At 75.4% G+C, this 23,883-nt stretch carries 23 protein-coding genes and 2 pseudogenes; 10 read left to right on the plus strand and 15 right to left on the minus strand.

The window, feature by feature from the left end:
- Positions 1–18: 18 nt before the first annotated feature.
- Positions 19–1,491, minus strand: coding sequence for an alpha-amylase family glycosyl hydrolase (locus ABD080_RS05685; RefSeq protein WP_343903953.1), 1,473 nt, complete (start codon positions 1,489–1,491; stop codon positions 19–21).
- Between the two features lie 90 nt (positions 1,492–1,581).
- On the opposite strand from ABD080_RS05685, the gene ABD080_RS05690 reads away from it, so the two are divergent.
- The 3 genes from ABD080_RS05690 (at position 1,582) to ABD080_RS05700 (ending at position 4,078) form a co-directional block, all read left to right on the plus strand.
- Positions 1,582–2,595, plus strand: coding sequence for a zinc-dependent alcohol dehydrogenase family protein (locus ABD080_RS05690; RefSeq protein WP_137769544.1), 1,014 nt, complete (start codon positions 1,582–1,584; stop codon positions 2,593–2,595).
- 38 nt (positions 2,596–2,633) lie between these two features.
- Positions 2,634–3,203, plus strand: a complete 570-nt coding sequence (locus ABD080_RS05695; RefSeq protein WP_137769545.1) for a YetF domain-containing protein — start codon at positions 2,634–2,636, stop codon at positions 3,201–3,203.
- Between the two features lie 86 nt (positions 3,204–3,289).
- Positions 3,290–4,078: an alpha/beta hydrolase gene (locus tag ABD080_RS05700; protein WP_137769546.1), complete on the plus strand. Its 789-nt coding sequence runs from the start codon at positions 3,290–3,292 to the stop codon at positions 4,076–4,078.
- A gap of 42 nt (positions 4,079–4,120) precedes the next feature.
- On the opposite strand, the gene ABD080_RS05705 is transcribed toward ABD080_RS05700, so the two are convergent.
- Positions 4,121–4,672 carry a hypothetical protein gene (locus ABD080_RS05705; RefSeq protein ID WP_137769547.1) on the minus strand — a complete coding sequence of 184 codons (552 nt, stop codon included), beginning with the start codon at positions 4,670–4,672 and terminating at the stop codon, positions 4,121–4,123.
- 139 nt (positions 4,673–4,811) lie between these two features.
- Here ABD080_RS05705 and ABD080_RS05710 point away from each other — a divergent pair, with 139 nt between their 5' ends.
- Complete coding sequence (locus ABD080_RS05710) at positions 4,812–5,099, plus strand: YciI family protein (RefSeq protein ID WP_137769548.1); 288 nt, start codon at positions 4,812–4,814, stop codon at positions 5,097–5,099.
- Between the two features lie 30 nt (positions 5,100–5,129).
- Here the strand turns inward: ABD080_RS05710 and ABD080_RS05715 are convergent, their stop codons facing one another.
- From ABD080_RS05715 to ABD080_RS05745, 7 genes are all read right to left on the minus strand, one after another.
- On the minus strand, positions 5,130–5,627 hold the full coding sequence (locus tag ABD080_RS05715) for a hypothetical protein (RefSeq protein ID WP_343903954.1): 498 nt from the start codon (positions 5,625–5,627) through the stop codon (positions 5,130–5,132).
- Positions 5,628–5,652: 25 nt separating this feature from the next.
- Positions 5,653–6,567: a LysR family transcriptional regulator gene (locus tag ABD080_RS05720; RefSeq protein WP_343903955.1), complete on the minus strand. Its 915-nt coding sequence runs from the start codon at positions 6,565–6,567 to the stop codon at positions 5,653–5,655.
- A 115-nt stretch (positions 6,568–6,682) separates the two neighbouring features.
- Positions 6,683–8,053 (minus strand): LLM class flavin-dependent oxidoreductase, encoded by a 1,371-nt coding sequence (locus ABD080_RS05725; RefSeq protein ID WP_343903956.1) that lies wholly within the window; start codon positions 8,051–8,053, stop codon positions 6,683–6,685.
- Positions 8,050–9,069 carry an LLM class flavin-dependent oxidoreductase gene (locus ABD080_RS05730; protein ID WP_343903957.1) on the minus strand — a complete coding sequence of 340 codons (1,020 nt, stop codon included), beginning with the start codon at positions 9,067–9,069 and terminating at the stop codon, positions 8,050–8,052. The genes ABD080_RS05725 and ABD080_RS05730 overlap by 4 nt, the downstream gene beginning before the upstream one ends.
- Complete coding sequence (locus tag ABD080_RS05735) at positions 9,066–10,070, minus strand: transporter substrate-binding domain-containing protein (RefSeq protein WP_343903958.1); 1,005 nt, start codon at positions 10,068–10,070, stop codon at positions 9,066–9,068. The genes ABD080_RS05730 and ABD080_RS05735 overlap by 4 nt, the downstream gene beginning before the upstream one ends.
- Positions 10,067–11,014 carry an amino acid ABC transporter ATP-binding protein gene (locus ABD080_RS05740; RefSeq protein ID WP_343903959.1) on the minus strand — a complete coding sequence of 316 codons (948 nt, stop codon included), beginning with the start codon at positions 11,012–11,014 and terminating at the stop codon, positions 10,067–10,069. Before ABD080_RS05740 ends, ABD080_RS05735 begins: the two co-directional genes overlap by 4 nt.
- Complete coding sequence (locus tag ABD080_RS05745; protein ID WP_343903960.1) at positions 11,011–12,111, minus strand: amino acid ABC transporter permease; 1,101 nt, start codon at positions 12,109–12,111, stop codon at positions 11,011–11,013. Before ABD080_RS05745 ends, ABD080_RS05740 begins: the two co-directional genes overlap by 4 nt.
- A 157-nt stretch (positions 12,112–12,268) precedes the next feature.
- Here ABD080_RS05745 and ABD080_RS05750 point away from each other — a divergent pair.
- The 3 genes and pseudogenes from ABD080_RS05750 to ABD080_RS05760 all read left to right on the plus strand — a co-directional run.
- Positions 12,269–12,823: pseudogene (locus ABD080_RS05750) on the plus strand (FAD/NAD(P)-binding protein); the annotation flags it as partial.
- A 1,211-nt stretch (positions 12,824–14,034) separates the two neighbouring features.
- A pseudogene (locus ABD080_RS05755) lies at positions 14,035–14,442 on the plus strand (NAD(P)-binding domain-containing protein); the annotation flags it as partial.
- Between the two features lie 174 nt (positions 14,443–14,616).
- Positions 14,617–14,940, plus strand: a complete 324-nt coding sequence (locus tag ABD080_RS05760; protein ID WP_343904679.1) for a hypothetical protein — start codon at positions 14,617–14,619, stop codon at positions 14,938–14,940.
- 43 nt (positions 14,941–14,983) lie between these two features.
- On the opposite strand, the gene ABD080_RS05765 is transcribed toward ABD080_RS05760, so the two are convergent.
- A complete protein-coding gene (locus tag ABD080_RS05765) occupies positions 14,984–15,877 on the minus strand; it encodes an ornithine cyclodeaminase (protein WP_343903961.1) in 894 nt (297 codons plus the stop codon).
- Positions 15,878–15,924: 47 nt separating this feature from the next.
- Positions 15,925–16,467, minus strand: coding sequence for a DUF2087 domain-containing protein (locus tag ABD080_RS05770; protein WP_343903962.1), 543 nt, complete (start codon positions 16,465–16,467; stop codon positions 15,925–15,927).
- A gap of 101 nt (positions 16,468–16,568) precedes the next feature.
- Between ABD080_RS05770 and ABD080_RS05775 the strand changes: the two genes are divergently transcribed.
- Both ABD080_RS05775 and ABD080_RS05780 read left to right on the plus strand, forming a co-directional pair.
- Entirely contained in the window at positions 16,569–17,078 is a 510-nt protein-coding gene (locus ABD080_RS05775) for a hypothetical protein (RefSeq protein WP_343903963.1), read from the plus strand.
- A gap of 135 nt (positions 17,079–17,213) precedes the next feature.
- Positions 17,214–18,206: an aldo/keto reductase gene (locus tag ABD080_RS05780; protein ID WP_343904650.1), complete on the plus strand. Its 993-nt coding sequence runs from the start codon at positions 17,214–17,216 to the stop codon at positions 18,204–18,206.
- A 31-nt stretch (positions 18,207–18,237) separates the two neighbouring features.
- Here the strand turns inward: ABD080_RS05780 and ABD080_RS05785 are convergent, their stop codons facing one another.
- From ABD080_RS05785 to ABD080_RS05800, 4 genes are all read right to left on the minus strand, one after another.
- Complete coding sequence (locus tag ABD080_RS05785; RefSeq protein WP_343903964.1) at positions 18,238–19,653, minus strand: hypothetical protein; 1,416 nt, start codon at positions 19,651–19,653, stop codon at positions 18,238–18,240.
- A 72-nt stretch (positions 19,654–19,725) separates the two neighbouring features.
- On the minus strand, positions 19,726–20,487 hold the full coding sequence (locus ABD080_RS05790; RefSeq protein ID WP_137769559.1) for a response regulator: 762 nt from the start codon (positions 20,485–20,487) through the stop codon (positions 19,726–19,728).
- Positions 20,472–21,734: a sensor histidine kinase gene (locus ABD080_RS05795; RefSeq protein ID WP_137769560.1), complete on the minus strand. Its 1,263-nt coding sequence runs from the start codon at positions 21,732–21,734 to the stop codon at positions 20,472–20,474. Before ABD080_RS05795 ends, ABD080_RS05790 begins: the two co-directional genes overlap by 16 nt.
- Before the next feature lie 103 nt (positions 21,735–21,837).
- Complete coding sequence (locus ABD080_RS05800; RefSeq protein ID WP_343903965.1) at positions 21,838–22,542, minus strand: NADPH-dependent F420 reductase; 705 nt, start codon at positions 22,540–22,542, stop codon at positions 21,838–21,840.
- Between the two features lie 104 nt (positions 22,543–22,646).
- On the opposite strand from ABD080_RS05800, the gene ABD080_RS05805 reads away from it, so the two are divergent.
- Positions 22,647–23,759 (plus strand): CPBP family glutamic-type intramembrane protease, encoded by a 1,113-nt coding sequence (locus ABD080_RS05805; protein ID WP_240811222.1) that lies wholly within the window; start codon positions 22,647–22,649, stop codon positions 23,757–23,759.
- Positions 23,760–23,883 lie beyond the last annotated feature (124 nt).

The following is a 23,883-nucleotide window of genomic DNA, read 5'->3' on the forward strand; positions in this document are numbered from 1 at the left end:
GGCGGGGACGGCGGGAGGTCAGCGGAGGACGGCGGCGCCGTGCGCGGGGACCAGGCCAGGGCCGGCCGACGGGACCCCGTCGATCATGGCGGCGCCGTCGACCGCCTCGAGGATCTCGCCGGGGGCGGGCCGCGGCTCGTCACCGAGGTTCAGCGCGAGCCGCAGTGGCGCCGGGGTGTCCGTCCCGTCGGCGCCGTCCGCAGGAGTCAGGATGATCTCGACCGCGGTGTTCTCGAGCGACGCCTCGACGATGGCGACGTGGGCGGTCGCGAGCCAGGGCTCGCGGCGGCGCAGGCCGAGCAGGCGGCGGTGCGCCTCGAGGATCCGCGGGGCGGCGCCGGCCTTCAGGAGGTGGGGCTGGTGCGGCGAGGGGTCCCCGCCCCCGTCGGCCCCGTCAGCCCCGTCGGAGCCGCCGAGCAGGGACGCGGGGTCGTCGGGGAAGGCGGGGCGCACGGCGTCGTCCCCGCCGGGGCGGTCCTCCTTCACGCCCACCGCACCGAGCTCGTCCCCCGCATAGACGCAGGGAACGCCCGGGAGCAGGGCGAGCAGCGCGATCGCGGGGGCGAGGTCGCGGCCGTCGGGCAGCTGCGAGGCGATGCGGGTGGTGTCGTGGTTGCCGAGGAAGGTCAGCGGATGCGCGCCGCCCGCCTCGCGGAGGAACTGCTCGTGCCGGCCCAGGGCGTGCGCGAGCTCGAAGAGGTTCCCGTCCCGCAGGGAGGACCAGATCGCCTTCCACAGCTCGTACTGGGTGATCGAGTGCGCGCCCGAGGCGTCCGCGATCGCCGGGTAGTCGCCGTGGATCACCTCGCCGAGCAGCCACGCCTCGGGATGCGCGGCCCGCACCCGCGTGAGGATCGGCGCCCAGGCCTCGGGGCCCGCGGCGTACAGCGCGTCGAGACGCCAGCCGTCCACGCCGCGGTCGAGCCACAGGCCCATCACCTCGACCACGCGGTCCTGCACCACGGGGTGGGCGAGGTCGAGCTCGACGAGGTCCGCATTGCCCTCGAAGCCGTAGGGGTGCTCGCCGGACCAGCGGATCAGCGCGCCCTCCTCTGTCCCAGGACCCGCGGCGATCGCGCGCCGCGCCACCGGGTGCTGGGCGGAGACGTGGTTGAACACGCCGTCGAGCACCACGCGGATCCCGCGCTCCCGGCATGCGGCGAGCAGGTCCTCGAGGTCCTCCTCGTCCCCGAGCCGCGGATCGATCCGGCGGTGGTCGAGGGTGTCGTAGCCGTGGGAGACCGCGTCGAACACCGGGTTCAGCACGAGCACGTTCGCGCCGAGGGAGACGAGGTGGTCGAGCCAGCCGAGCAGCCGGGGGAGACGGTGGACGACGTTCTCGCCCTCCGCCCCGCCGTACCCCTCGCCCTCGAGGTCCTCCCGCTGCCGGGGCGCGCCGCAGAAACCCAACGGGTACACCTGCCAGCAGATCGCGGTGCGCACCCAGTCCGGGACGGGCGGCGCGGCGGGGGAGGTCGCGGGGGAGCTCATGGCGCGATCGTAGGCCCGGCCGCGCTCGAGGCAGAAGGTGGTAACGGCAGTTCCTCCCTCCCGCCGCGGGCCGGGTGCAGGCTGGCACGCATGTACGGAGCGATCATCCACGCCCCCGGCGACGTCCGCCGCGAGGAGCGCCCCGACCCCACCCTGCTCGAGCCCACCGATGCGATCGTGCGCACCGTCGCCGCCTGCGTGTGCGGCTCCGACCTCTGGCGCTACCGCGGCATCGCGGACGTCCCCGAGCCCACCCCCATCGGCCACGAGATCTGCGGCGTCGTCACCGCGATCGGCGCCGACGTGCGCACCGTCGCCGTGGGCGACTTCGTCGTCGGCGGCTTCAACCCGTCCGACGGGACCTGCGCCCTGTGCGCGAAGGGAGCGACCGCGAACTGCCTCCACGGTGCCCGCTACGACGGCGCCCAGGCGGAGCAGGTGCGGATCCCGCACGCCGACGGCACCCTCGTCGCGACCCCGTCGATGCCGGAGGACGACCTGGTCCCGAGCCTGCTCGCGCTCTCCGACGTCATGTGCACCGGCTGGCACGCCGCCGTCAGCGCGGGCGTCACCGAGGGCAGCACCGTCGCCGTCGTGGGCGACGGCGCCGTCGGCCTCTGCGCCGTCCTCGCGGCGGTCCAGCTCGGCGCGAGCACCGTGATCGCCATGAGCCGGCACGCCCCGCGGCAGGAGGTCGCCCGCCGCTTCGGCGCCACCCACGTGATCGCCGAGCGCGGCGAGGACGGCGCCGCGGCGGTCAAGGAGCTGACCGACGGGATCGGTGCGGACTGCGTGCTCGAGTGCGTGGGCACCGAGGACGCCCGGCACCAGGCCCTCGCGGTGGTGCGCGACGGCGGGGCGATCGGGCTCGTGGGCGTGCCCCACGGCGACCTGCCCGTGAACGAGCTGTTCTGGCGCAACGTGGGCCTGCGCGGAGGCCCCGCGAACTGCGCCGCCTACCTGCCCGAGCTCCTCGAGAAGGTCCTCACCCGGGAGATCGAGCCCGGGCTCGTCTTCGACCTCGAGCTGCCGCTCGCGGAGATCGGCGAGGCCTACGCGGCGATGGACGAACGGCGCGCGATCAAGGTGCTCGTGCGCCCCTGACGTGCACCCGCCCGGTGAGAGGGCCGGACAATGGGGCGATGATCGACTGGGACCTCGTCTGGCGGGACTACATCGGCATCGGGTGGAGCGGGCTGCTCGGCGTGGTGGTCTCCACCGTCGTGCTCTACCTGTTCTTCTCGCTCGTCGTGCACCTCGCCGGGCCGCGGCTCATGGCGACCGCCTCCGTGGGCAGCTTCGTCGCACTCGCCGTGCTGGGCGGCGTCTCCGCCCGCGCCACCCTCGGGGAGTCGCCCACCCTGCTCGGCGCCCTCGCGGTGCTCACCACGGTGCTGCTCCTCGAGCGATTGCTGGGGACGGTGGGCCGCACGACGCGCGCGCTGCCCGCCCGGGCGCGCCGCCGCCCCGTCGTCGTCATGGTCGCGGGGGAGCCGGTGACAGCGGCGCTGCGCCGCCACCACCTGCCGCGGCGCGACCTCGTGGACCGGCTCCGCACCCAGGGGCTGCTCGAGCTCGAGGAGGCGGCGCTCGTGATCCTCGAGCGGCGCGGGGCGCTCACGGTCGTCCGGCGCGGCAGCCGCATCGACCCGCGGCTCGTTGAGGACGTCGAGGGCATGGAGGCGGTGCCCGCGCAGCTGCTCGTGCGCTGAGCGGGGCGCGCGACGGTCGCCGCTGGCAGCGCGGCGCCCGGCGGGGCAGGATGCGGGGAGCACCCGTCAGCTGTGAAGGAGCCGCCATGATCCGCCTGCGTCTGGACCTGTTCGCCGAATCCCTCGGGATGGGCACCTCCGCGGTGGTGCTCATGCCGCAGGAGGCCGCCGGGATCGGCATGACGGGGGCGGAGGCCGCCGGGGCCGACGGGCAGGGCGGCGCATCGGCGGGGGTGCCCGTCCTCTACCTCCTGCACGGCCTGAGCGACGACTGCACCATCTGGGAGCGCCGCACCTCGATCGAGCGCTACGCGACCGAGCACGGGATCGCCGTGGTCATGCCCGAGGTGCGCCGCTCCTTCTACAGCGACGAGGCGACCGGGGAGAAGTACTGGACCTGGATCTCCGAGGAGCTGCCTGCGCTGCTGGCCCGCACCTTCCGCATCTCCACCGCCCGCGAGGACACCTTCGTGGCGGGCCTGTCGATGGGCGGGTTCGGCGCGATGAAGCTCGCCCTGCACCACCCGGACCGCTACGCCGCCGCGGCCGCCCTCTCCGGCGCGCTCGATGTCACCACCCTCGACCTCTCCTGGGCGGGCACGCTCGGCGCGCGCGTCTGGGGCGAGCAGGGGCCCGCCGGCACCGACGACGACCTCTTCGCGCTGCTCCGCGCCGCGGACCCCACCACCCTGCCCGCGCTGTGGCTCGACTGCGGCACCGAGGACGGCCTGCTGGACGCGAACGAGCGCTTCGTCGCGCTCGCCGAGGAGCGCGGCGCGGACCTCACCTCGCGCCTGCGCCCCGGCGACCACACCTGGGAGTTCTGGGACGAGGGCATCCAGGACGTGCTCGCCTGGCTGCCGATCCGCCGCTGACGGCGCAGGTCCCGGGGCGGCGGGGCGGCTCAGCGCGGCGGATCAGCGACCGGCCGCGGCATAGATCCGCTCCGCCTTCTCCCGGCTCACCGGCCGCGTCAGCGCGACGATCCCCATGACGACCCCGGTGATCGGCGCGCCGAACGCCACCCACACCGCGAGCGGCACCATGAGGAACATCATCGGGACCGAGTCGCCGGAGACGACGCCGGCCTCCTCGAGCGCCGGCCAGACGGCGAAGATGAGCACGAAGAACACGACGGTCGCGAGCAGCGAGATCGCACCGAAGATCGCTGCGCGCCGGCCGACGGCACGGGCCACGGGATTCTTCCCCCGCTGCACGAGCCCGAGGATCACCAGGGTGATCGACATGACGATGGTGGCGAGGCCCGGGAACCCGATGAATCCGAGCAGCCCGAAGGCCCACGCGATCCGTCCGTCGCGGGTCACGGTGGTCGGGAAGTGCTCCGGGGTCAGCAGATGGGCCGGGGGCGGCACCACCCGGTAGGACGGCGGCACGGGCACCGAGGAGGTGGGCACGGTGGGCGGCGCATCGGAGCCCGACGGCTCGACGGGCGGGGGTGGCAGCGTCATGCGGTCAGCGTAGAGGGGTGCTCGCCGATGGGTCGGCGGGGCCGGGGAGCGGATGGCGCGACCATCGGCCCCGCGGAAGGGGCACGATGGGACCTGCACCCGGGCCGGCGACGGCCACCCCGAACCTCCAGGAGCTCCCGTGGCCCACTTCGCCGTCCGCTACACCTACGTCGACGATGCCGCGCTGCTCGACGCGCACCGTCCGGACCACCGCGCGTTCCTGCGCGGCCTGCACGAGGCGGGGCACCTCGCGCTCTCCGGTCCCCTCGGCGGCGAGCCGGCCGGCGGGCTGCTCGTGCTCGAGGGCGAGAGCCCCGAGGCAGTGCTCGCCCTGCTCGACGAGGACCCGTTCCGTAAGGTCGGCGCTCTCGCCGAGCGCGAGGCGCGCGAGTGGACCGTCGTCATCGGGGAGCTCCCCGCGCGCTGAGCAGCCGGGCTCAGGCCGAGCCGGGGGCGCTCAGTCGCCCCGCGGATCCCCGTCGAGCCCGTCCTCGGCCTGGCGCGCCCGCTCCTGGCCGGCGGCGCGCATGTCCAGCGCCCGGCCCACGGTGGCGCGGGTCGCGACCTCGGAGCCGACGATCACGACCGGCAGGTTCCCCGGTCCGCCGAGCTCCTCGACGAGGCGCTCGGCGTCCTCGTCCTTCGCGGCGTTGACCCACACGAGGTCCTCGCGCGGGGTGCGCAGCGCCGTCTGCAGGCGCGCGGAGAGCGGATCGCCCGGCGCCCACACGATGATCGTCACCGCATCGGAGCGGCGGTGCATCGCCTCGGCGAGCGGCTCGTGCGGACCCTGCCGCAGAGGGCTCGTCCAATAGGCCATGAACAGGGCGAACAGTGCCAGGAGCACACCCGCGAGCAGCTGGTCCGCGGCCACGGCGAGCACCACAGCGAGCAGCAGCCCGCCGATCGCGAGCGCGGCCGGCCGCAGCCAGGCGCGACGTCCCAGGGCCTCCATCAGCGTGCTCCTGCGAAGGCGGGCATCAGATCATCACCGCGGTCGCGGAGCGCTGGTTCGCCTCCGTGACGATCGCGTCCCGCAGGGCGGAGACGGCGGGGATCGACAGGGCGCCCTTGCGGTTGATGAGGCCGATCGTGCGGGCCTCGAGCTCGGGCAGCGTGCGCACGGTGACGCCCTCGACGTGGGAGGCCTCGAGCACCGTCTCCGGCAGCAGGGCGACGCCGCCGCCGTGCTGGACGAGCCGCTGGACGACGAGGCCGTCGTCGGTGGAGTGGCGCACGGTGGGCGTGAAGCCCGCGCGGCGGGCGGAGCTCAGCAGGTTCGCGCGACAGCGCTCGCAGCCGGCGATCCAGGGATCCTTCGCGAGGTCCGCGAGGGTGAGGTCCGGGTCCTCCGCTCGGGGATCGGTGGAGGGGAGCACCGCGAGCACGCGGTCCTCGACGAGCGGGCTCCACTCGAGAGTGCCCTCGTCGTCGATGTTCGAGCAGGGGTAGCGGAACACGAGCGCGAGGTCGAGCTCGCCCTCGCGCAACTGGGTGATCGCGTCCGGCGGCTCGAGCTCCTCGAAGCGCACATCGAGATCGGGCGCGGTCTCCTGGAGACGTGCGAGCACGGGCGGCAGCAGCACCGCGGCGGCGGAGGGGAAGGTCCCGAAGCGCACGGAGCCGCGGCGCAGGGCGGTGATGTCCGCGAGCTCCTCCTCGGCGGCGTGCAGCTGGGCGGCGATCGCCTCGGCGTGCGCGGCGAGGCGGCGGCCGGCCTCCGTGGGGGTGATGCCCGAGGAGGAGCGCAGCAGCAGCGTCGTGCCGATCTCCTTCTCGAGGGCGGCGAGGTGCTGGGACACGGCGGGCTGCGTCCAGCCCAGCTCGCGCGCGCCGGCGCCGATCGAGCCGTTGCGCACCACGGTGCGGTAGATGAGCAGTCGACGGGGGTCCATGACTTCATCGTAGGCGTGCGAAGAAAGCGGTGCTTATGGGTTGTGAGCGACCGCTCGCGAGGAGGGCGCCCTCCCCGGATCCCCGGGTCGGGCGCCCTCGGCGCGCGTCGGCTGATCAGCCCTGGACGGGAGGCAGCCCCAGGTTCTCGCGCAGCGTGGTCCCCGCGTACTCCGTGGGGTAGATCCCGCGCTCCTGGAGGCGCGGCACCAGGTGGTTGACGATGTCGTCGAGGCCGGAGGGGATGAGCCACGGCGTGATGTTCAGGCCGTCGATCGCGCCGAGCGCCGCGAACTGGCCCAGGCGGTCCGCCACCCGGTCGTAGCTGCCCACGAACTCGCCGCGGCGGGCGCCGGACTTCTCGCGGGCGAACTCCAGGATCGACAGACCCTTCTCCGCCGCCTCGGCGCGCCAGGCGGCCGTGAGCTCCTTCGCCTTCGCGAACTGGAAGCCCGCGCCGCGGGTGACGTCGGACTGCTCGATCTCCGGCTCGACGTCCGGCAGCGGGCCGTCGGGGTCGAAGTCGGAGAGGTCGCGGCCCCAGTACTGCTCGAGCAGGGCGATCGCCTGCTGCGGGCCGATCTGGTGGTCGCGCACCCAGATGCGCTTCTCCTCGGCCTCGGCGTCGGTCGCGCCGAGGATGATCTCCGCACCCGGCAGGATCTTCACCGCCTGCGGGTCGCGGCCCGCGGCGGTCGTCGCGTCGACCACCCCGCGGCGGAAGTCCGCGGCGGCGGCGAGGGTGCCGTGCGGGGAGAAGATGACGTCGGCCGTGCGGCCGGCGAAGGCCTGACCGGCGGGGGAGGCCCCGGCCTGGAAGAGCACCGGCTCGCCCTGCGCGGAGCGCGGCAGGGTGCCGCGGGCGGCGACGTCGTAGTGCTGGCCGTGGTGGTCGATCTGCTCGCCGCGCCACAGCTGCTGGGCGACCTTCACGAACGCCTCGGCGTGCACGTAGCGGTCCTCGTGGTCGAGGTAGCCGCCGCGGCGGAAGTTCTCGCCGGTCCACGCGTTGTCCGTCGTGACGATGTTCCATCCGGCGCGGCCGCCGGAGAGCAGGTCGAGGGTCTGCAGGCGCCGTGCGAGGTCCACCGGGTCGTTGTAGGTGGTGTTCTGCGTGGCGACCAGGCCGATGCTCTCGGTGATCGCGGCGAGGCCGGCGAGAAGGGTCTGCGCGTCGGGCCGGCCGGCGACGTCGAGCTCGAGCGGCACGCCGCGGTGCTCGCGCAGGCGCAGCCCCTCGCCCAGGAAGAAGGCGGCGAAGCGACCGCGCTCGGCGGTGCGGATGAGCGTCTCGAAGGACTCCCAGGCGATCTGCGAGCCGGAGCGCTCGGAGCGCCACACGGTCGAGGAGTTCACGCCCTGGAAGAACGCGCCGAAGGACAGCTGCCCGGTGGGCGTGTGCTCGGGGTGCAGGGGGTGCTCGACGGGCCCGGTCGCGAGACCCTGGGCCTCCTCGGAGAGGGCGGGCAGGGTGGGGACGGCGGTCATCGGCTCTCCTCGGTGGTGGATGCGGCGGCGGCGAGACGGGCGCGGTCCGCGCGGCGGGCCGGGTCCTCGTCCCGCACCGCGGCGGGCAGGCCCAGCTGGGCGCGCAGGTCGGTGCCGGCGGCGGGGGCGGGGGCGACGAGGTCGTCCTCGCGGAGCGACGCGGCGAGCGCGCCGAGACGCGCGGCGAGGGCCTGCGGGTCCCCGCTCAGGTCGAGGCCGACGAGCCGCACGAGGCGCACGGCGGAGGCGCCGTCCCCGCGCACGGCCGCCTCGAGCTCGCCCGCGACGACGGCGCGCAGGTGGTCACCCGCGGCCTGCGGATCGGTGAGGTCGGGGCTCGTGAGGTCGAGCCCGGTGAGGTCCACGTCGAGGGCGCGGCCGTCGGCCAGCTGCTCGGCGACCTTCTCCCCGGCGGCGGCGCGGTCGGCGTCCGCGAGCAGCACGGGCAGCACGCCCTGCGGGGAGCGCGGGGTGATCGCGGGCCCGCGCACGGAGAAGGTCTCGCCCTCGAAGTCCGCGTACTGCAGGCGGGCGGCGTCGATGTAGAGGCCGCGCTCGGCGTCCCGCACCTCGGCGTCCTCCGCCCAGGAGTCCCACACGAGGCGGGAGGCGGTGAGGACGTCCGCCGCCTCCTGAGCGGCGGCCTCGGCGCCGAGCACCTCGCGGCCCACGGCGTGCGCGGCCTCGGGGGTGTCCTCGACGGCGAGCAGCCAGCCGGCGCGGCCGGCGGCCACGTGGTCCAGGCTCATGAGCTGGGTCGCCAGGTGGAAGGGCTCCACGTGGACGGCATCGGTGCGCGGCAGCAGCCCGAGCGCCGTGGTGGCGGGCGCGAGGTGCGCGGCGACGTGGACCGGGTGCAGGCCGCCGTCGCTGAGGGTCAGCGCACCGATCCCGGCGGCCTCGAGGGCGCGGGCGAGGGCGCCGAGCGCCGGCAGCGCGGCGGGATCGGTGACGAGGTCGACGGCGAGCACGGGCGCGGGTGCGGCCGCGCCTGCGCTGTTCTGGGGTGTGGTCACGGGTTCTCCTTCGTGTGGACGGTGGACTCGGTGAGGGCCTCCTCCGTGAGGTGCCAGCGGTCGAGCACCTTCGCGTAGGTCCCCTCCTCGATGAGGGCGTTGAGGGCCGCGGCGTAGGCCTCGGCGAGTGCGCTGCCCCGCTGGAAGGTCGCGGCGACGAGGGTCTTGTCCGGCCAGCCGGCGTCGATCTTCCCCTGCACCTCGACGTCGTCGCGGCGGTCCGCGACGAAGGAGACGGAGGCGAAGGGGGCGAGGTAGCCGTCGATCCGGCCGGAGCCGAGGGCGAGCAGGGTGTCCGCCTCGGTCGAGTAGTTCTTGAGCTCGGCCGGCTCCTTGCCGTCCTTCTCGAGCTGCGCGTTCCACTCCTTGAGGATGTTCTCCTGGTTGGTCGCGGCGCCCACGGCGATGATGCGGCCGCTGATCGACTCCGCGTCGGAGAGCTGGAACTCGGCGCCCTTCTTCGCGAGGAAGGCCATGAACGCCGCGCGATAGGAGGCGAAGTCGAACTTCTCGAGGCGCTCGGCGTTGATGCCGATGTTCGAATGGACGACGTCGAACTCGCCGGCCTCGAGCTTGAGCGGCCAGTTCTCCCAGGTGGTCTGGAGCAGCTCCATCTCGAGGCCGAGCTTGTCCGCGACGATCCGGGCGATGTCGATCTCGGAGCCGATGTAGGTCGTGTTGTCGTCGGCGAGGAAGGCGAGAGGGGCGCTGCCGGAGCCGTTGGTGCCCACGCGGACCTTGCCGGTGTCGGCGATCTCCTTGGGCACCAGTGCGGCGATCGCGTCGTCGGCGGTGGAGCGGATGAGCTCCTGGGTGCCGGAGGTGTCGATCGAGCCGCCGGTCGCGCCGCCGCCGTCGGAGGCGCCGCCCGCGTCGGAGCCGCTGCCGCCGCCGGTCGCGGTGGCGACCGGGTCCGAGCAGGCGGCGAGGGCGACGACGGGCAGCGCGAGGCCGCCCAGGGCGAGCGTGCGGCGGGATATCGAGGGGAGGGTGCGGGTCATCGGTGGTCCTCGGGGGCTGCGGAGGGGCTGGTGGGGGAATCGGAACCGACGGAGCCGACGGGGCCGTGCCCGGCGGGGCCGTGCTCGACGGCGGCGTCGGGCGCCTCGGGGCCGCCGCTGCGCACGCGCTGCAGGAAGCTGCGGGTGCGCTCGTGGGCGGGGGCGTCGATCACCTGGGACGGCGGGCCCTGCTCGACGATCCGGCCGTGGTCCATGAACACGACGGTGTCCGCCACGTCCCGGGCGAAGGAGATCTCGTGCGTGACGATGACGAGCGTGGTGCCCGCGCTCGCGAGGCCGCGGATCACCGCGAGCACCTCCTCGACCAGCTCGGGGTCCAGGGCGGAGGTGGGCTCGTCGAAGAGCAGCACGCTGGGGTCCAGGGCGAGCGCGCGGGCGATCGCGACGCGCTGCTGCTGGCCGCCGGAGAGCTGGCGCGGGTAGGCGCCGGCGCGGTCCTCGAGGCCCACGAGGGCGAGCAGCTCGCGTGCACGGGCCTCCGCCTGCGCCTTGGGCACGCCGAGCGCGCGGCGCGGCGCCTCGGTGATGTTGGCGAGGGCGGTGCGGTGGGCGAAGAGGTTGAAGGACTGGAACACCATGCCGATGCGGGTGCGCTGGCGCAGCACCTCCTTCTCGCTCAGCTCGTGGAGCAGGTCGCCCTGGCGGCGGTAGCCGATGACCTCGCCGTCGAGCGTGATGAGACCGGAGTCCACGGGCTCGAGGTGGTTGATGGTGCGCAGCAGGGTGGACTTCCCGGAGCCGGAGGGGCCCAGGATCGCGGTGACCTCGCCGGGGCGCACGGTGAGGTCGATGCCGCGCAGCACCTCGAGGTCGCCGAAGGACTTGCGGACCCCGCGGATCTCGACGAGCCCGCCGCGCGGGGCGGCGTGGGTGGTGCTCGAGGTGGCGGCCGGAGCGGTGGCAGGTGGGGTGGCGGTGCTCATGCGGAGGCTCCTTCGCGGGCGGAGGCGGTCGTGGAGCGCGCGCCGCGGCCGCGCAGGCCGGCGCGGAGCCGCTGCAGCGGGGTGGGCGGCAGGGTGCGCAGGGCACCCTTCGCGTAGTGCCGCTCGATGTAGTACTGGCCGATCGAGAGCAGCGAGGTGATCACGACGTACCAGAGCGTCGCGACGAGCAGCATGGGCAGCACCTGCTGGGTGCGGCCGTAGATGAGCTGGACGGTGAAGAACAGCTCGGCGTGCGCGAGGACATAGACGATCGAGGTGCCCTTGACCAGGCCGATCACCTCGTTGAACGCCGAGGGCAGGATCGCCCGCATGGCCTGCGGCAGCACGATCCGCAGGGAGCGGTCGCGGGCGGGCAGGCCCAGCGCGGAGGCCGCCTCGAGCTGACCCTGGTCCACGGAGAGGATGCCGCCGCGGATCAGCTCCGCCGCGTAGGCCGCCTGGTGCAGGCCCAGACCCAGCACCGCGGCGAGCATCGGCGTCATGAGGTCGCTCGTGCGGGCGTCGACGAAGGTGACGTCGGTGAGCGGGATGCCGAGGGTGACGCGCTCGTAGAGGTAGCCGAGGTTGTACCAGAGCAGCAGCTGCACGAGCATCGGCGTGGAGCGGAACACCCATGAGAACGTCCAGGCCACGCCGGAGACGAGCGAGCTCGGCGAGAGCCGCATGAGGGCGAGCACGAGGCCCAGGCCGAAGCCCACGGCGCCCGCGAGGGCGGTGAGGCGGAGGGTCTCGAGCAGGCCGCGGATGATCGACTCCGCGAAGAACCACTGCGCGACGACGCCCCACTCCCAGCGCGGGTTGGTCGCGAAGGACCAGGCGACGAGCGCCACGAGCAGCGTGACGACGACCGCGAGCACGACCCGTCCCGGGTGGCGGGCGGGGACGACGCGCAGCCGCGAGAGGTCCTCGTCGCTGAGCGTGGAGATCGAGCCGGGGCCGACGGGCGCCGCGGCGCCGGTCGCGTCGGTGGCCGGCGCGGCCGCATCGACGGCGGCGGACGGCGGCGCACAGGCGGCGTCCGCCCGGGCGCCGGGCGCCGCGGGGCGCTGCGTCTCGAGGGCAGAGGGGAGAGCCATGGGGCCGTCCTTCCGTGACGGGAGATGAACCGCACCGCGGTCATCGGTTGCGAGGATCGCGACCTTAAGTGACTCTAATGGGTGTCCAAGGAGTGCACTATGGCGCGGCCACAGTGCGACACAGAGGCAGATGACCTGCAGCGAGGAGAGACGTCGGATGGCGCAGCGGTCGGCAGAGCACAGCGGGGACACCCCGGTCCGGATCGCCCTCGTGGGCGGCGGACCGCGGGCCATCGGTGTGCTCGAACGCCTCGGCGCGCAGGCCAGGACGCCGCAGGGGGCGGCGCTCCTCGAGGGCCGCGCGCTCCGCATCGACGTCATCGACCCCCACATGCCGGGCTCCGGCCGCATCTGGCGCACCGACGAGTCGCCCCTGCTGCTCATGAACTCCCGGGCTGCGGACGTGACGATCTTCACGGACGAGACCGTGCAGATGACCGGTCCCGTCCAGGCCGGCCCCTCCCTCGCCGAGTGGGCCCAGGGGATCCGCGAGGGATGGATCGCCGCGCCCACCGTCGGCACCGAGCGTCTCGTCGAGATCGAGGCCATCACCCCCACGAGCTTCGCGAGCCGCCGCACCGCCGCGCTGTACCTCGAGTGGTTCCTCGGCGAGGTCCTCGCCGCCCTCCCCGGCACCATCGAGGTGCGCGTGCACCGCAGCACCGCCACCGCCCTGCGTGCGCGGGACACGGACGCCGGCGGGACCTGGCAGGTGCGGCTCGAGGACCGCCCCGCGCTCGACGCGGACCTCGTCCTCCTCGCCGCCGGGCACACCGACTCCCGGCCCGGCACCTCCACCCACGCGCTGAGCGCCTTCGCCCGCCGCCACGGCGGCGTCCACGTCGCCCCCGCTCAGGCGGGCGACGCCGACGTCGACGCGCTGGCTCCCGGCCAGGACGTGATCGTGCGCGGCATGGGCCTCGCCTTCATCGACCTGCTCGCCCTGGTCACCCAGGGCCGCGGCGGCCGCTTCGTCGCCGATCCCGTCCCCGGCGACCCCGACCGCCTGCGCTACGAGGCCTCGGGTCGCGAGCCGCACCTGTGGGCCGGCTCCCGCCGCGGGATCCCCTACCACTCGAAGGTGCACGAGGAGGCCGCCCCTGTGGGGCCGCTGGACCTCGTGCACCTCACCGACGCCGCCCTGCGCGAGCGGGAGGACGAGCACGGCCAGGTGGACCTCCACGGCGACGTACTGCCCCTGGTCGCCGCCGAGGTCGCCCGCGTCCTGCCCACCGTCCCCGGCGGGGCGGAGGGTCGCCCGCTCGCCCCCGGCGAGGCGCCCCTGGACTGGCTGCACGACCCGCTGCGGGAGCTCGGTGCTGATGCCGGCGCCGAGGGCACCCGCCGCGCCGTCCTCGACCACATCGCCGCGGACCTTCGTGACCGCACCGGCCACGGCCCCGGCGCCCCCGAGGAGCCGGAGCTCCCGCGGCTCGAGCGCACCGTCGAGGCCCGCGTGCTGTTCCAGCTGCTGCTGCGTCTGCACGGCGCGCTCGTGGACCTCCTGCCCGCGCACCGCGTGCGCGGCGGTGCTCGCGGCGACCACCCTCGCTGGTGGCACTCCCTGTTCAGCTTCGTCGCCTCCGGTCCGCCCCCGCACCGCCTCCACCAGCTGCTCGCCCTCGAACGGGCCGGCGTGGTCTCCTTCCTGGGCCCGGGACTGCGCGTCGAGGCCGACGAGGCCAGCGGACGCTTCCGCGCCCGCTCCGCGAGCGGCGTCGAGGTCGAGGCGCCCGCGCTCCTGGACGCCTTCCTGCCCGAGCAGACCCTCGTCGACTCCGCGAACCCGCTGCTGCGCGACCTCGTCACGGGCGGCGCCGGCCGCCCGGCCGTCGGCCGCGACGGCGAGATCGCCCCCGGCCGCCTCGAGGTGGACGAGGAGCACCGGGTGCTCGCCCCGGACGGCACCCCGCACGAGCGCCTGTGGGCCGTCGGCCCCTGGACCTCCGAGCTGCCCGTCGGCGCCTTCTCCCGGCCCCGCACGAACGCCCCCGCGTTCCGCCGCAACGACCGGGTCGCCGCCGCGATGCTGCGCGATGCCGCCGCCGTCGCCGACTCCCGGGACGGCGAGCGGAGCGGGGAGGCACCGGCCGCCGCCTGCTCCGCGCTGCCCCCCGCGCCGCCTCCCGCCCGCCGCGGCTGGGCCTGCTGGGCCCCGGCAAGCTCGGCACGGCGCTGGCCCGCACGGCCCTGCGCGCCGGCGTCGAGGTCGTCGTCGCCTCCCGGCAGGAGCCCGAGCAGCTGCGCCGCCGCCTGCCCGGCTCCCACCGCACCCGGGTCGAGCAGCTCGGCGCGGAGGCCGACGTCATCGTGCTCGCCGTGCCGCTGCACGTGGCCCTCGCGCTCGACCCGGCGAGCCTCGCCGGGAAGGTCGTCGTCGACGCGACCAACGCCTGGGGACCCGAGGACGAGGCCGCCCTCGCGGCCGTCCGCTCCCGCGTCGAGGGCGCCGAGGAATGGGGCACGAGCGAGCTGCTCGCCGCCTCCCTACCCGGCGCGCAGGTCGTGAAGACCCTCAACCACATCGGCTACCACGATCTCGAGGACCACGGCCGGGCCGCCGGGGCCGAGGACCGCCGGGCGATCGCCCTGGCCACGGACCACGAGCGGGCGGCCGAGCTCGCCGCGGCGCTGCTGCACCGCCTCGGCTACGACGCCGTGCGCGCCGGCTCCCTCGCGGACGGCCGCCGCTTCGAGCCCGCGGGCGGCCTGTTCTCCGGGTGGCGCACGCACGCCGAGCTCACCGCCCTGGGCGGTGCTTCCGCCCCCGCGGCCGACGGGGCCGCCGAGGGTGCGGCGCCCACGAGTCCCCGGGCGCGGGTGGCCTGAGCCGACGGCGCGTCAGCGGGGTCCGTCAGCCGGCGGCGCTGTGTCAGCCGGCGGCGCGGACCGCGGCGTCGGCGAGCACCACGTCGCCGAGGCCGGAGCCGAGGTTCTGGGCGATGACCAGGCCCTCCGGGCGCCCGTCGCGCAGCAGGTCACCGGTCGCGGCGGTCGGCGAGGGATAGTCCGCACCGAGCTTCACGGGGCGCAGGGCCTCGAACTGGACCGGGTCGTCCGCGACGAGCGTGCCCGTGCGGGCGATCCCCGCCCCGGCGACGGAGGCGTAGTCCAGGGGCAGCAGCAGGGCGTCGGCGGCGACCTCCTCCGGGGCGAGGGCATGGCCGTCGAGACCGATAGGGAGCGCGCTGACGATCACGCCCGCGCCGGCCAGCGCGGCCGCGCGGTCCGTCGTGGTGCGCAGCTCGAGATCCGGGGTGTGCGCGGCGCACCAGGCGCTCAGCGCGTCGAGCGCCTCCTGGCGGCGCCCCCAGACGGTCAGCGGGCCGCGGCCCAGCGCCTCGAGCACCCGCGCGTGGGAGCGGGCCTGCACGCCCGTGCCCAGCAGGGTCACCGGGCGGTCGTCGAGCGCGAGGGACGCGCCGCTCACGGCGGCCGTGCGCAGGGCCGTGAGCTCCGCCGCGGCGAGCGTCGCCCGGGTCGAGCCGTCCGGCGCGGAGAGCACCATGAGGCCGTCGATCATCTCCCGGCCGCGCTCCCGGTTCGAGGGCGTCACGGTCACCCACTTCATGCCGAGCAGGCCCCGCTCCGGCCACGCCGCCGGCATGGCGTTCGCGAAGCCGCCCTCCTCGTGCACCACCTGCGACTTCGGGGTGACGGAGGCGGAGCCGTCCGCGAGGGCCAGCAGCGTCTCGCGCATGAGCGCGACGGCCTCGGCGGGGGAGGGGAGGAGGCCACGGACCTGGTCGTCGTCGAGGAAGAGCATCCGACGACCGTAGCGTGCCGCCCCGGCGGTCCGACGGCCGGGCCGGCTCAGGCGGGGTCGGCGTGCGGCTCGGGCGCCGTGGCGGCGAGCTCGTAGCGGGCGCCGTCCGGCGTGCGGCGCAGCGCCCCGGCATCCACCGCGGCGCGGCGCACGAGCGCGGCATCGGCCGTGACCATGGCGAGCGCAGCGGTGAGCTCCGGCTCCGTCACGAAGCGCGGCGACCCCAGCCGCTCCCAGGCCAGGCGCACGATCCGCCCCGCGAGCTCCCGCCGCTCCTCCTCGGTGACGGGCAGCGAGGTGAGCCGCCGCGCGGAGAGGATCGCGCCGTCCCCGAGCAGCGTGCCGAGCGCGTCCACGCGGGCCCGCAGCAGGGCATGGTCCACGGCGCCGTCGGCCGTGAGCCAGGAGAGACGCGACAGCGGGCCGGCGACCGCCGGATCGGTGGGCCCCTCCCCCTGCAGGGCGGCGCCGATCCCCGCGCGCAGGGCCGGCGCGGAGAGCATCGACAGCAGCATCCGCGCCTCGCGGAGCGCGGCGTCGACCTCCTGTGCGGCGTCCTCGGTCTCGCGGCCGGTGCTCTGCTCGGTCATGGTCCCTCCCTGGTGGACGATCCACCCAGCCTGTCACGCAGGGCGCGCGGCCCGGGCACGAATTTTCTGCGCCCGGGAGAGCGGCTCGCTACGGTGAGCGCATGAACATGGGGGATCAGAGCGGGAACTTCCTGGGTGGGGACCAGAGCTGGCGCGACGGCGCCGCCTCGGGCGGTGCCCGGAGCGGCGACGCACAGGGCGGCAGCGATCCGCAGGGCTGGAGCAGGCCGCCGGACGGTGCTGCCTCGCGCGCCGACTCCGACTTCACCTCGGACTTCACCGCAGGCTCCGCACCGCAGCCCGCGTCGATGCGGGACGGCGCCCCGCCGCAGGGGAGCGCCCCGCACCAGGGGCCGATGCCCGGGCAGGACGAGGAGTGGGCCCCGCAGTTCGGCGCGACGGACGGACGGCAGTCGGAGCACGGATCCGGGTCGGGGCGGCGCCCCCTGAGCTGGCCGCAGGTGCTGCAGCGGGCCCTCGGCCTCATCGTCCCGCTCGTGTTCCTCGGGTTCTGGTGGCGGATGGGCGGCTCGCACTTCGGCTCGTTCGGCATGATCTTCGTGGTCATGTTCATGGCGATCGCGGTGGGCAAGATGTTCCGCAGGCGCTGACCCCCGCCCGTCGGCCCGTCGGCCCCGCTCCCGGCGACGACGCCGGCGAAGGGGGGACTGGCTGAACCTCCCAGGGAGCGTCCGGCGGTGCCAGCATCGGTGCTGACCAGCTGACCACCGATGAGGGAGACGACAGTGGAGTACGTGAACCTGGGCCGCAGCGGCCTCGAGGTGTCCCGCCTGTGCCTGGGGACGATGGGCTTCGGCGATCCCGAGGCGTGGATCCATCCGTGGGTGCTCGAGGAGGACGCCGCCCGCCCGGTCATCCAGCACGCCCTCGACACCGGCGTGACCTTCTTCGACACGGCCAACGTGTACTCGATCGGCCGCAGCGAGGAGATCCTCGGCAAGGCCCTGAACGACTTCGCCCGCCGCGAGGAGGTCGTGCTCGCCACGAAGGTGCACGGCCGGATGCGCCCGGGTCCCAACGGCGCCGGCCTCTCCCGCGCCGCGATCATGCACGAGGCGGAGGCGTCCCTGCGGCGCCTCGGCACCGACTACATCGACCTCTACATCATCCACCGCTGGGACTACGGGGTCCCGATCGAGGAGACCATGCAGGCCCTCGACGATCTCGTGCGCGCGGGGAGGGTGCGCTACATCGGCGCCTCCGCGATGTTCGCCCACCAGTTCCTCGAGGCGCAGCACGTGGCGGAGGTGAACGGCTGGACGCGCTTCATCTCGCTCCAGAACCACTACAACCTCCTCTACCGCGAGGAGGAGCGGGAGATGATGCCGCTTCTGCGGCGCCTGGGTGTGGGCTCCACCCCGTACAGCCCGCTCGCCGCCGGCCGCCTCACCCGCGACTGGACCGCGGAGACGGACCGCGCCCGCACCGACACCACCGCCCGCTCGAAGTACGACTCCACCGAGTCGACGGACCGCGCGATCGTGCAGCGCGTCGCCGAGATCGCGGAGGACCGCGGCGTGGAGCGCGTGCACGTGGCCCTCGCCTGGCTGCTCGCGCAGGACCCGGTCGCCGCGCCGATCGTGGGCGCCACGAAGAAGGAGCACATCGACAAGGCGCTCGGCGCCCTCGACCTCGAGCTCACCGCGGAGGAGATCGCCTCCCTCGAGGAGCCCTACGTCCCCCACGCGGTGGTCGGCGCGCTCCCCGAGCCCTCCTGAGCGGGCCCGCCGGCCGGCCCTGAGCCGTCGCTCAGGGCCGTCGGGCGCGGATCAGGTGCCGGGTCGAGTGCGCGACGAACGCGCCGTCCCGGCGGATGATCCGGTCCACCTCGAGCAGCGGCGCGCGGTGGGTGTCCACGGAGAACCCGGGCACCCACCACGGGCACTTGCGGAGGATCCAGACCACCGCCCCGATGTCGTGGAACGTCATGCGCAGGCGTGCCGTCCGCAGCTCCACCACCTCGAGGCCCGCCTCCCGAGCCCGGGCGGCCTCGTCCTCCGGGTGGCGGCCGCGGCGCTGCTCCGCCGTGGTGGGACCGTGCACGGCCTCGATCAGCTCGAACGCCGAGGTGGGCCCCACGTGCTGGGCGAGGTACTCGCCCCCCGCGGCGAGCACCCGCGCGATCTCCTCGAAGTCCGGGGTGACGGGATGGCGGGCGGTGACCAGATCCGCGGAGGCGTCCGGCAGCGGGATCGGCGCCCCGGGCGCGATCTCGTGGACGGTGACGCCGCGCGGCCCGAGCCGCTCGCGGGCGAGGGCCGCGTTCGGCGCCCAGGACTCGGTGACGTGCTGCTCCCGGGCGAGGCGGGGGCCCTCCCCGAGCACCTCCCCGCCGCCCGTGTCGAGGTCGACCGCCACGCCCGCGGCGCCGACGGCCTCCGCGAGCAGACGGGAGTAGCGCCACGGCGGCCGCTCCTCCGTGGCGCGGCCCTCGAGCCAGGTGAAGCCCCAGCCGGAGACGTCCGCGGCGGCGGCCTCGGCGATCAGCTCCTCGGCGGGACGAGCGCGGTCCTCCTGCCGCACCCGCGCGGCGAGCGCGTCCCGCTCCTCCTGCGGCCAGGGGCCGGAGCAGTCGAGGGGGATCTCGGTGAGGTGCTGACGCGCCTCTGGCGGGAGAGTGCGGACGAAGCGGTCCGGCTCCTGCGCGGCGGCCGCGTACAGGGCGGGGCCGTCCGCGTAGTAGGGGTCGATCATGACGAGGTCCCCACCCGCGGAGCGCATGACGTTCGACGGGTTGGTGTCCAGCGGCCCGCACCAGGGGAGCTGCTCGCGCGCTTCGGCGTGCACGCGGTCCACGACCTCCGCGAGCGCGGGATGCCGCTCGCGGAACCCGGCGAGGAAGGCCGCGGCCTCCGCCTCCGGGACGGGGTCCAGGCGCTCCATGACCTGCAGGTCCGCCCCGCCGGCGAGGCGGCGATGCAGGTGCAGGCGCGGCACCCTCCCGGTCGTCGCGGCCTCCGTGTAGAGCCGCGCGGTCCAGGGACCCATGGGGTCGAAGGGGCTGATCCGGGCGACGGTCCCGCCGTCGGGGGAGGCGAGGGCGAACGCCCAGTCCCCGGCGCCGCAGGGCGTCCAGCCGTCCTCGAGCAGGCGCCGCTCGACCTCCCGCCAGCGGGTCGCGGGACCCACGGGATCGAGCACGGTGAGGTCGGGGAGGGCAGGCATGGCCCGGATGCTACGAGCCGGCGGCCGTCGCGGCCATCGCTTATCCCGCCGTCCGCCGTCCCCGCGCGAGGCTCAGCCGCCCAGCTCGAGCACCCGGATCGCGAGCTGGACCCGGTTGGTGACCTGCAGCTTGTCGTAGAGCTTGCCGAGGTGCGTCTTCACGGTGGCGACCGAGAGGAACAGCTCCTCCCCGATCTCCGGGTTGCCGAGGCCCTGCGCGACGAGCCGTCCCACCTCCCACTCGCGGGCGGTGAGGCCCTCGGGGACGGGGGCCGCGGCGGGGGCCGACGAGGGCCCGGCGCTGTCGGTCACCTCGGGCTCGGCGGAGCCGCCGTCGGCCCCGGTCCCGGCGGCGAGGCGCACGAGCCGGGAGAGCACCTCCGGGGAGAAGCGGGCGCGGCCCCCGGCGGCGTCGAGCACCGCGTCGACGACCTCCTGCGGCGGGGAGTCCTTGAGCAGGAAGGACACCGCGCCGCCGCGCAGGGCCGTGAGCAGGAAGTCGTCGGTGTCGAAGGCGGTGAGCATGACGACCCGGGCCTCGTCGCCGCGCTCGCGCAGGGCCGCGAGCGCCTCGAGCCCCGTCATCCGCGGCATGCGCACGTCCAGCAGGATCACGTCCGGGCGCAGGCGCGCGGCCTCGTCGAGGGCCTGCTGGCCGTCGCCCGCCTCGCCGACGACCTCTATGCCGCTCGCGCCGTCGATGAGCAGGCGCAGGCCCGAGCGCATGAGCGCCTCGTCGTCCACGAGCAGCACGCGCGGGCCGCCGGCGGGAGCGTCGCCGGGGGCGGCGTCGGCGCGGAGGGGGAGGTCGGGATCGGTCACCACGGCACCCATGCTTCCATCTCGAAGGAGTCCTGCTCGCGGCGGGTCGTCGCGTCGCCGCCGCGCAGGCGGGCCCGCTCCTGGATGCCGATCAGCCCGTGGCCGGTCGACGGGGCGTCGTGGGGCTCCTCGGGCGGGCCGGGGAGCGGGTTGCGCACGTGCAGCACGAGCCGGTGGCCGGTGCGGGTGAGGGACGCGGCGACGGGCGCGCCGGGGGAGTGCTTCGCGGCGTTCGCGACGGCCTCGGAGAGGATGCGCGCCATCGCGACGACGGTGCCGCGGCTGCGGGCCGCGAGCTCCGCGGGCGTCACGCCGTCCCAGGTGAGCGTCACGTCCTGGCCGCTCTCGCGGGCGAGGTCGACGATCTCGTCGAGCGTGGGGGCGGTGGGCAGCGGCACGGCGCCCTCGGTGGAGCGCAGGGCGAGCAGCACCTCCTTGAGCTCCTGGTTCGCGACCTGCGCGGCGTCCCGCACGGTGCCCGCCGCGGAGCGCACCTGGGCGGGGGAGAGGTCCTCGCGGTAGGTGAGGGCGCCCGCGTGCATCGCGATCGTCGCGAGCTGGTGGGAGATGCTGTCGTGCATGTCGCGGGCGAGGGCGGCGCGCTCCTCGGCGCGCACCCGCTCGATCTCCGCGTCCCGCTCGCGGCGCAGCGCGCCCGCCTCGCGCTCCGCGGCCTCCCGTGCCTTCTGCGCGGCGACGGCCTGCCGGCCCAGCGACGCGACGAGGATCTGGCGGGTGGCGAGCGTGTGCCCCACGAGCAGGGGGATCGCCGCGAGCGCCATGACGACGATCGGCAGCAGCGCGTCGACCCGGGTGCCGGCGGTCGAGCGCATGGCGTGGTCGAGCGCGGCGAGGGCCACGCCGAGCGCGCACAGCAGGGCGAGGACCACGGCGTCCGGGGCGAGCTGGCGGCGCCGGCCGATCCGCACGAGCGCGAGGGTCGCCGCCGGCAGGCCGAGCGTGCCCGCGGAACCGACGACGGCGAGGGCGATGTGCAGCACCGTGTGCAGGCGGCCAGGTCTCAGGAACCGCAGCGGCCCGATGACCAGGGCGATCGGGAGCCCGACGACGAGCTCGCCGAGGGTGAAGGTGCGCAGCGCGAGCGGCGGCGCGTTCTGGTACTCGGTGAGCGTGAGGCCGGTCGAGATGAACCACAGCGCGATCCCGAGCACGAGGCAGACGATGGTCTGCGCGGCGGCGATCGCCCATTCGCGCGAGCTGCGCGAGGACGGCGCGTCGTCGGGATGCGGATAGGCCATGGGCACAGCGTAGGGAGCACGGGGCGGGCGCAGGATCAGCCGCACGGTCGAGGACCGCGCGGACGATGCCCGACCGGGGCCGGGGCCGAAACCGGGCCCGGGCTCAGGCGGAGGCGAGGGCCGCCATGACCTCGCGGCCGCGCGCCGTGTCCGGGAAGCGGTCCACGATCGTGCGGAGCTCGGCGGCCGGGACCGCCGCACCGAACGCCTCGGTGTACGGCTGCAGCGCGACGCCGGCGCGGAGCGGGCCGATCACGACGGGGTCGAAGCCCAGCTCGTCGACCAGCGCCGCGACCTCCGCGGCCTCCGCCTCCGGCCCGGCGACCGCGATCCCGCGGCGGTCGGCGGCGCCGCGCGGCAGGGCGAGGTCCGCGAGGTCGTGGTAGCCCATGTGGTTGAAGGCCTTCACGACCCGCGCGCCGGGCAGCCGCGCCTGGACGGCCTCGCTCGTCGAGGCGCCCGCGTGCTCGTGCTCCTCCTGGTGGCCGTCGGTCTCCCACCAGTGGTTCATCGCGTCCACGACGAGCATGCCCGCGAGGGCGTCGGCGGGGACGGCGGGCAGCTTCCCGAGCGGCAGGGCGAGGACCACGAGATCCGCACCGGAGATCGCGTCGCGCGCCGCGAGCGGCCGGGCGCCCGGGGCGAGGAAGCGGACGATCATCGCGATCCGCTCGGGATCGCCGCTGCCGGCGATCCGCACGTCGTGGCCCGCGGCGACCGCGTGACGGGCCAGGACGGTGCCGATCTTCCCGGCGCCGAGGATCGCGAGGCGCCGCTGCGGGGCGGGGGAGGCCGGGTCGTTGCTCACATCGCGCTGCAACGACGCAGGTCCTGGGCGGATTCCCGGTTGTGACGGGCATGACCGCGGCCCCGGTGGTGCACCCGCGCCCTGAGGCCTAGAGTGAGCGGGCCATGCGCCGACTCATCGATCCCGCCACCGGGCGGTCCGACGCCGCGCGTCGCTGCCGTGCCCTGCACGCCGCGAAGCCCGTGCCGTACCACCGGATGGCCACCCTCCGCCCCGAGTGGTCCACCCGCTCGCGGGCGCTGCTGACGATCCTCGCGACGCTCCTCGCGTACGTGATCCTCGCGTCGGCCCTGCTCGTGGCCGCCGTGCTGGTGCTCGCCCTCGCCCCCGGCATGAACGTCGCCCTCGGCGTGACGAGCGGAGACCCCACCAGCCCGCTCGACGTGGGCCTCGCCCTCCTCATGGGCGCGCTCTGGGTGCCCGCCGGGATGGTGGGCGTGCGGTTCGGCGGCTGGCGGCCCCTCGCGACGGCCTGGTCCGTCTCGACGCGGTTCCGCCGCCGGATGCTCCGCGGCGGCGCCCCCTGGATGCTGCTCGGCGCGCTCGTGGTCGTCGCCGTCGCGGGCGGCGCGGGCGCGATCGCCGCCGGCCTCGCCGGTCCGGGCGCCGTCTGGCCGGATCCGGCCGACGCCGCCCCGCGCGGTGCGGGCCGACGCATCGCCGTGGTCCTCGTGGTCCTCGTCCTCGCCCCGCTGCAGGCCGTGGGTGTCGAGCTCGCCCTGCGCGGCGTGGTGCTGCAGACCCTCGGCGCACGCTTCGCCCTGCCCTGGCCGGGCATCGCCGTGACGGCGCTGATCGCGCTGATCGGCCGTGATCTCCACGCGGCGGTGCTGATCCCCGCCGTGGTGCTCGCCCTGTGCGCCGCCGTGCTCACCTGGAAGAGCGGCGGCCTCGAGGTGCCGATGCTGCTCACCGCCGGGGTCGGCGTGTTCGGCCTGGTCGGTGCGGCGCTGCTCACCGGGACCTCCGCGGGCGCCGGCATCGCCCCGCTCGTCGCCGCGAGCGCCGCCCCCGGCACCTCCGGTGCGGCCCTCGACGCGGCCGCCGTCGCCGCCCCCGGGAACACCGCGCTCGCCGGCGGCCTGGCGGGGGCCCTCGCCCTGCTCGTCGTGACCGCGGTGGTCATGCAGGTCATCGGGACCCGGGAGAGCGTGCGCTTCCTCGAGCCCGTGGGCCGCGAGGCCTCCGAGGGCGTGCCGGACGCCCTGCACGTCTGACCCTCCCCGTCCACGTCCGACCCTCCCCGTCGCACCTCCGCGCCCTGCCGCTGCCCGACGACCGTCGCCCCGGCGACGACGCCGAGCAGCTGCGGGCTCCGCGGCGGGACGAGCTCGAGCAGGC

The sequence above is a fragment of the Brachybacterium rhamnosum genome (genome assembly GCF_039526185.1).
Taxonomy (GTDB): Bacteria; Actinomycetota; Actinomycetes; order Actinomycetales; family Dermabacteraceae; genus Brachybacterium; species Brachybacterium rhamnosum.

Excerpts from the sequence above, each read along its gene's own strand:
- ABD080_RS05685 (WP_343903953.1), bottom strand. The coding sequence starts at position 1,491 with ATGAGCTCCCCCGCGACCTCCCCCGCCGCGCCGCCCGTCCCGGACTGG.
- ABD080_RS05690 (WP_137769544.1), top strand. The coding sequence starts at position 1,582 with ATGTACGGAGCGATCATCCACGCCCCCGGCGACGTCCGCCGCGAGGAG.
- ABD080_RS05695 (WP_137769545.1), top strand. The coding sequence starts at position 2,634 with ATGATCGACTGGGACCTCGTCTGGCGGGACTACATCGGCATCGGGTGG.
- ABD080_RS05700 (WP_137769546.1), top strand. The coding sequence starts at position 3,290 with ATGATCCGCCTGCGTCTGGACCTGTTCGCCGAATCCCTCGGGATGGGC.
- ABD080_RS05705 (WP_137769547.1), bottom strand. The coding sequence starts at position 4,672 with ATGACGCTGCCACCCCCGCCCGTCGAGCCGTCGGGCTCCGATGCGCCG.
- ABD080_RS05715 (WP_343903954.1), bottom strand. The coding sequence starts at position 5,627 with ATGGAGGCCCTGGGACGTCGCGCCTGGCTGCGGCCGGCCGCGCTCGCG.
- ABD080_RS05720 (WP_343903955.1), bottom strand. The coding sequence starts at position 6,567 with ATGGACCCCCGTCGACTGCTCATCTACCGCACCGTGGTGCGCAACGGC.
- ABD080_RS05725 (WP_343903956.1), bottom strand. The coding sequence starts at position 8,053 with ATGACCGCCGTCCCCACCCTGCCCGCCCTCTCCGAGGAGGCCCAGGGT.
- ABD080_RS05735 (WP_343903958.1), bottom strand. The coding sequence starts at position 10,070 with ATGACCCGCACCCTCCCCTCGATATCCCGCCGCACGCTCGCCCTGGGC.
- ABD080_RS05740 (WP_343903959.1), bottom strand. The coding sequence starts at position 11,014 with ATGAGCACCGCCACCCCACCTGCCACCGCTCCGGCCGCCACCTCGAGC.
- ABD080_RS05745 (WP_343903960.1), bottom strand. The coding sequence starts at position 12,111 with ATGGCTCTCCCCTCTGCCCTCGAGACGCAGCGCCCCGCGGCGCCCGGC.
- ABD080_RS05765 (WP_343903961.1), bottom strand. The coding sequence starts at position 15,877 with ATGCTCTTCCTCGACGACGACCAGGTCCGTGGCCTCCTCCCCTCCCCC.
- ABD080_RS05770 (WP_343903962.1), bottom strand. The coding sequence starts at position 16,467 with ATGACCGAGCAGAGCACCGGCCGCGAGACCGAGGACGCCGCACAGGAG.
- ABD080_RS05775 (WP_343903963.1), top strand. The coding sequence starts at position 16,569 with ATGAACATGGGGGATCAGAGCGGGAACTTCCTGGGTGGGGACCAGAGC.
- ABD080_RS05785 (WP_343903964.1), bottom strand. The coding sequence starts at position 19,653 with ATGCCTGCCCTCCCCGACCTCACCGTGCTCGATCCCGTGGGTCCCGCG.
- ABD080_RS05790 (WP_137769559.1), bottom strand. The coding sequence starts at position 20,487 with ATGGGTGCCGTGGTGACCGATCCCGACCTCCCCCTCCGCGCCGACGCC.
- ABD080_RS05795 (WP_137769560.1), bottom strand. The coding sequence starts at position 21,734 with ATGGCCTATCCGCATCCCGACGACGCGCCGTCCTCGCGCAGCTCGCGC.
- ABD080_RS05805 (WP_240811222.1), top strand. The coding sequence starts at position 22,647 with ATGCGCCGACTCATCGATCCCGCCACCGGGCGGTCCGACGCCGCGCGT.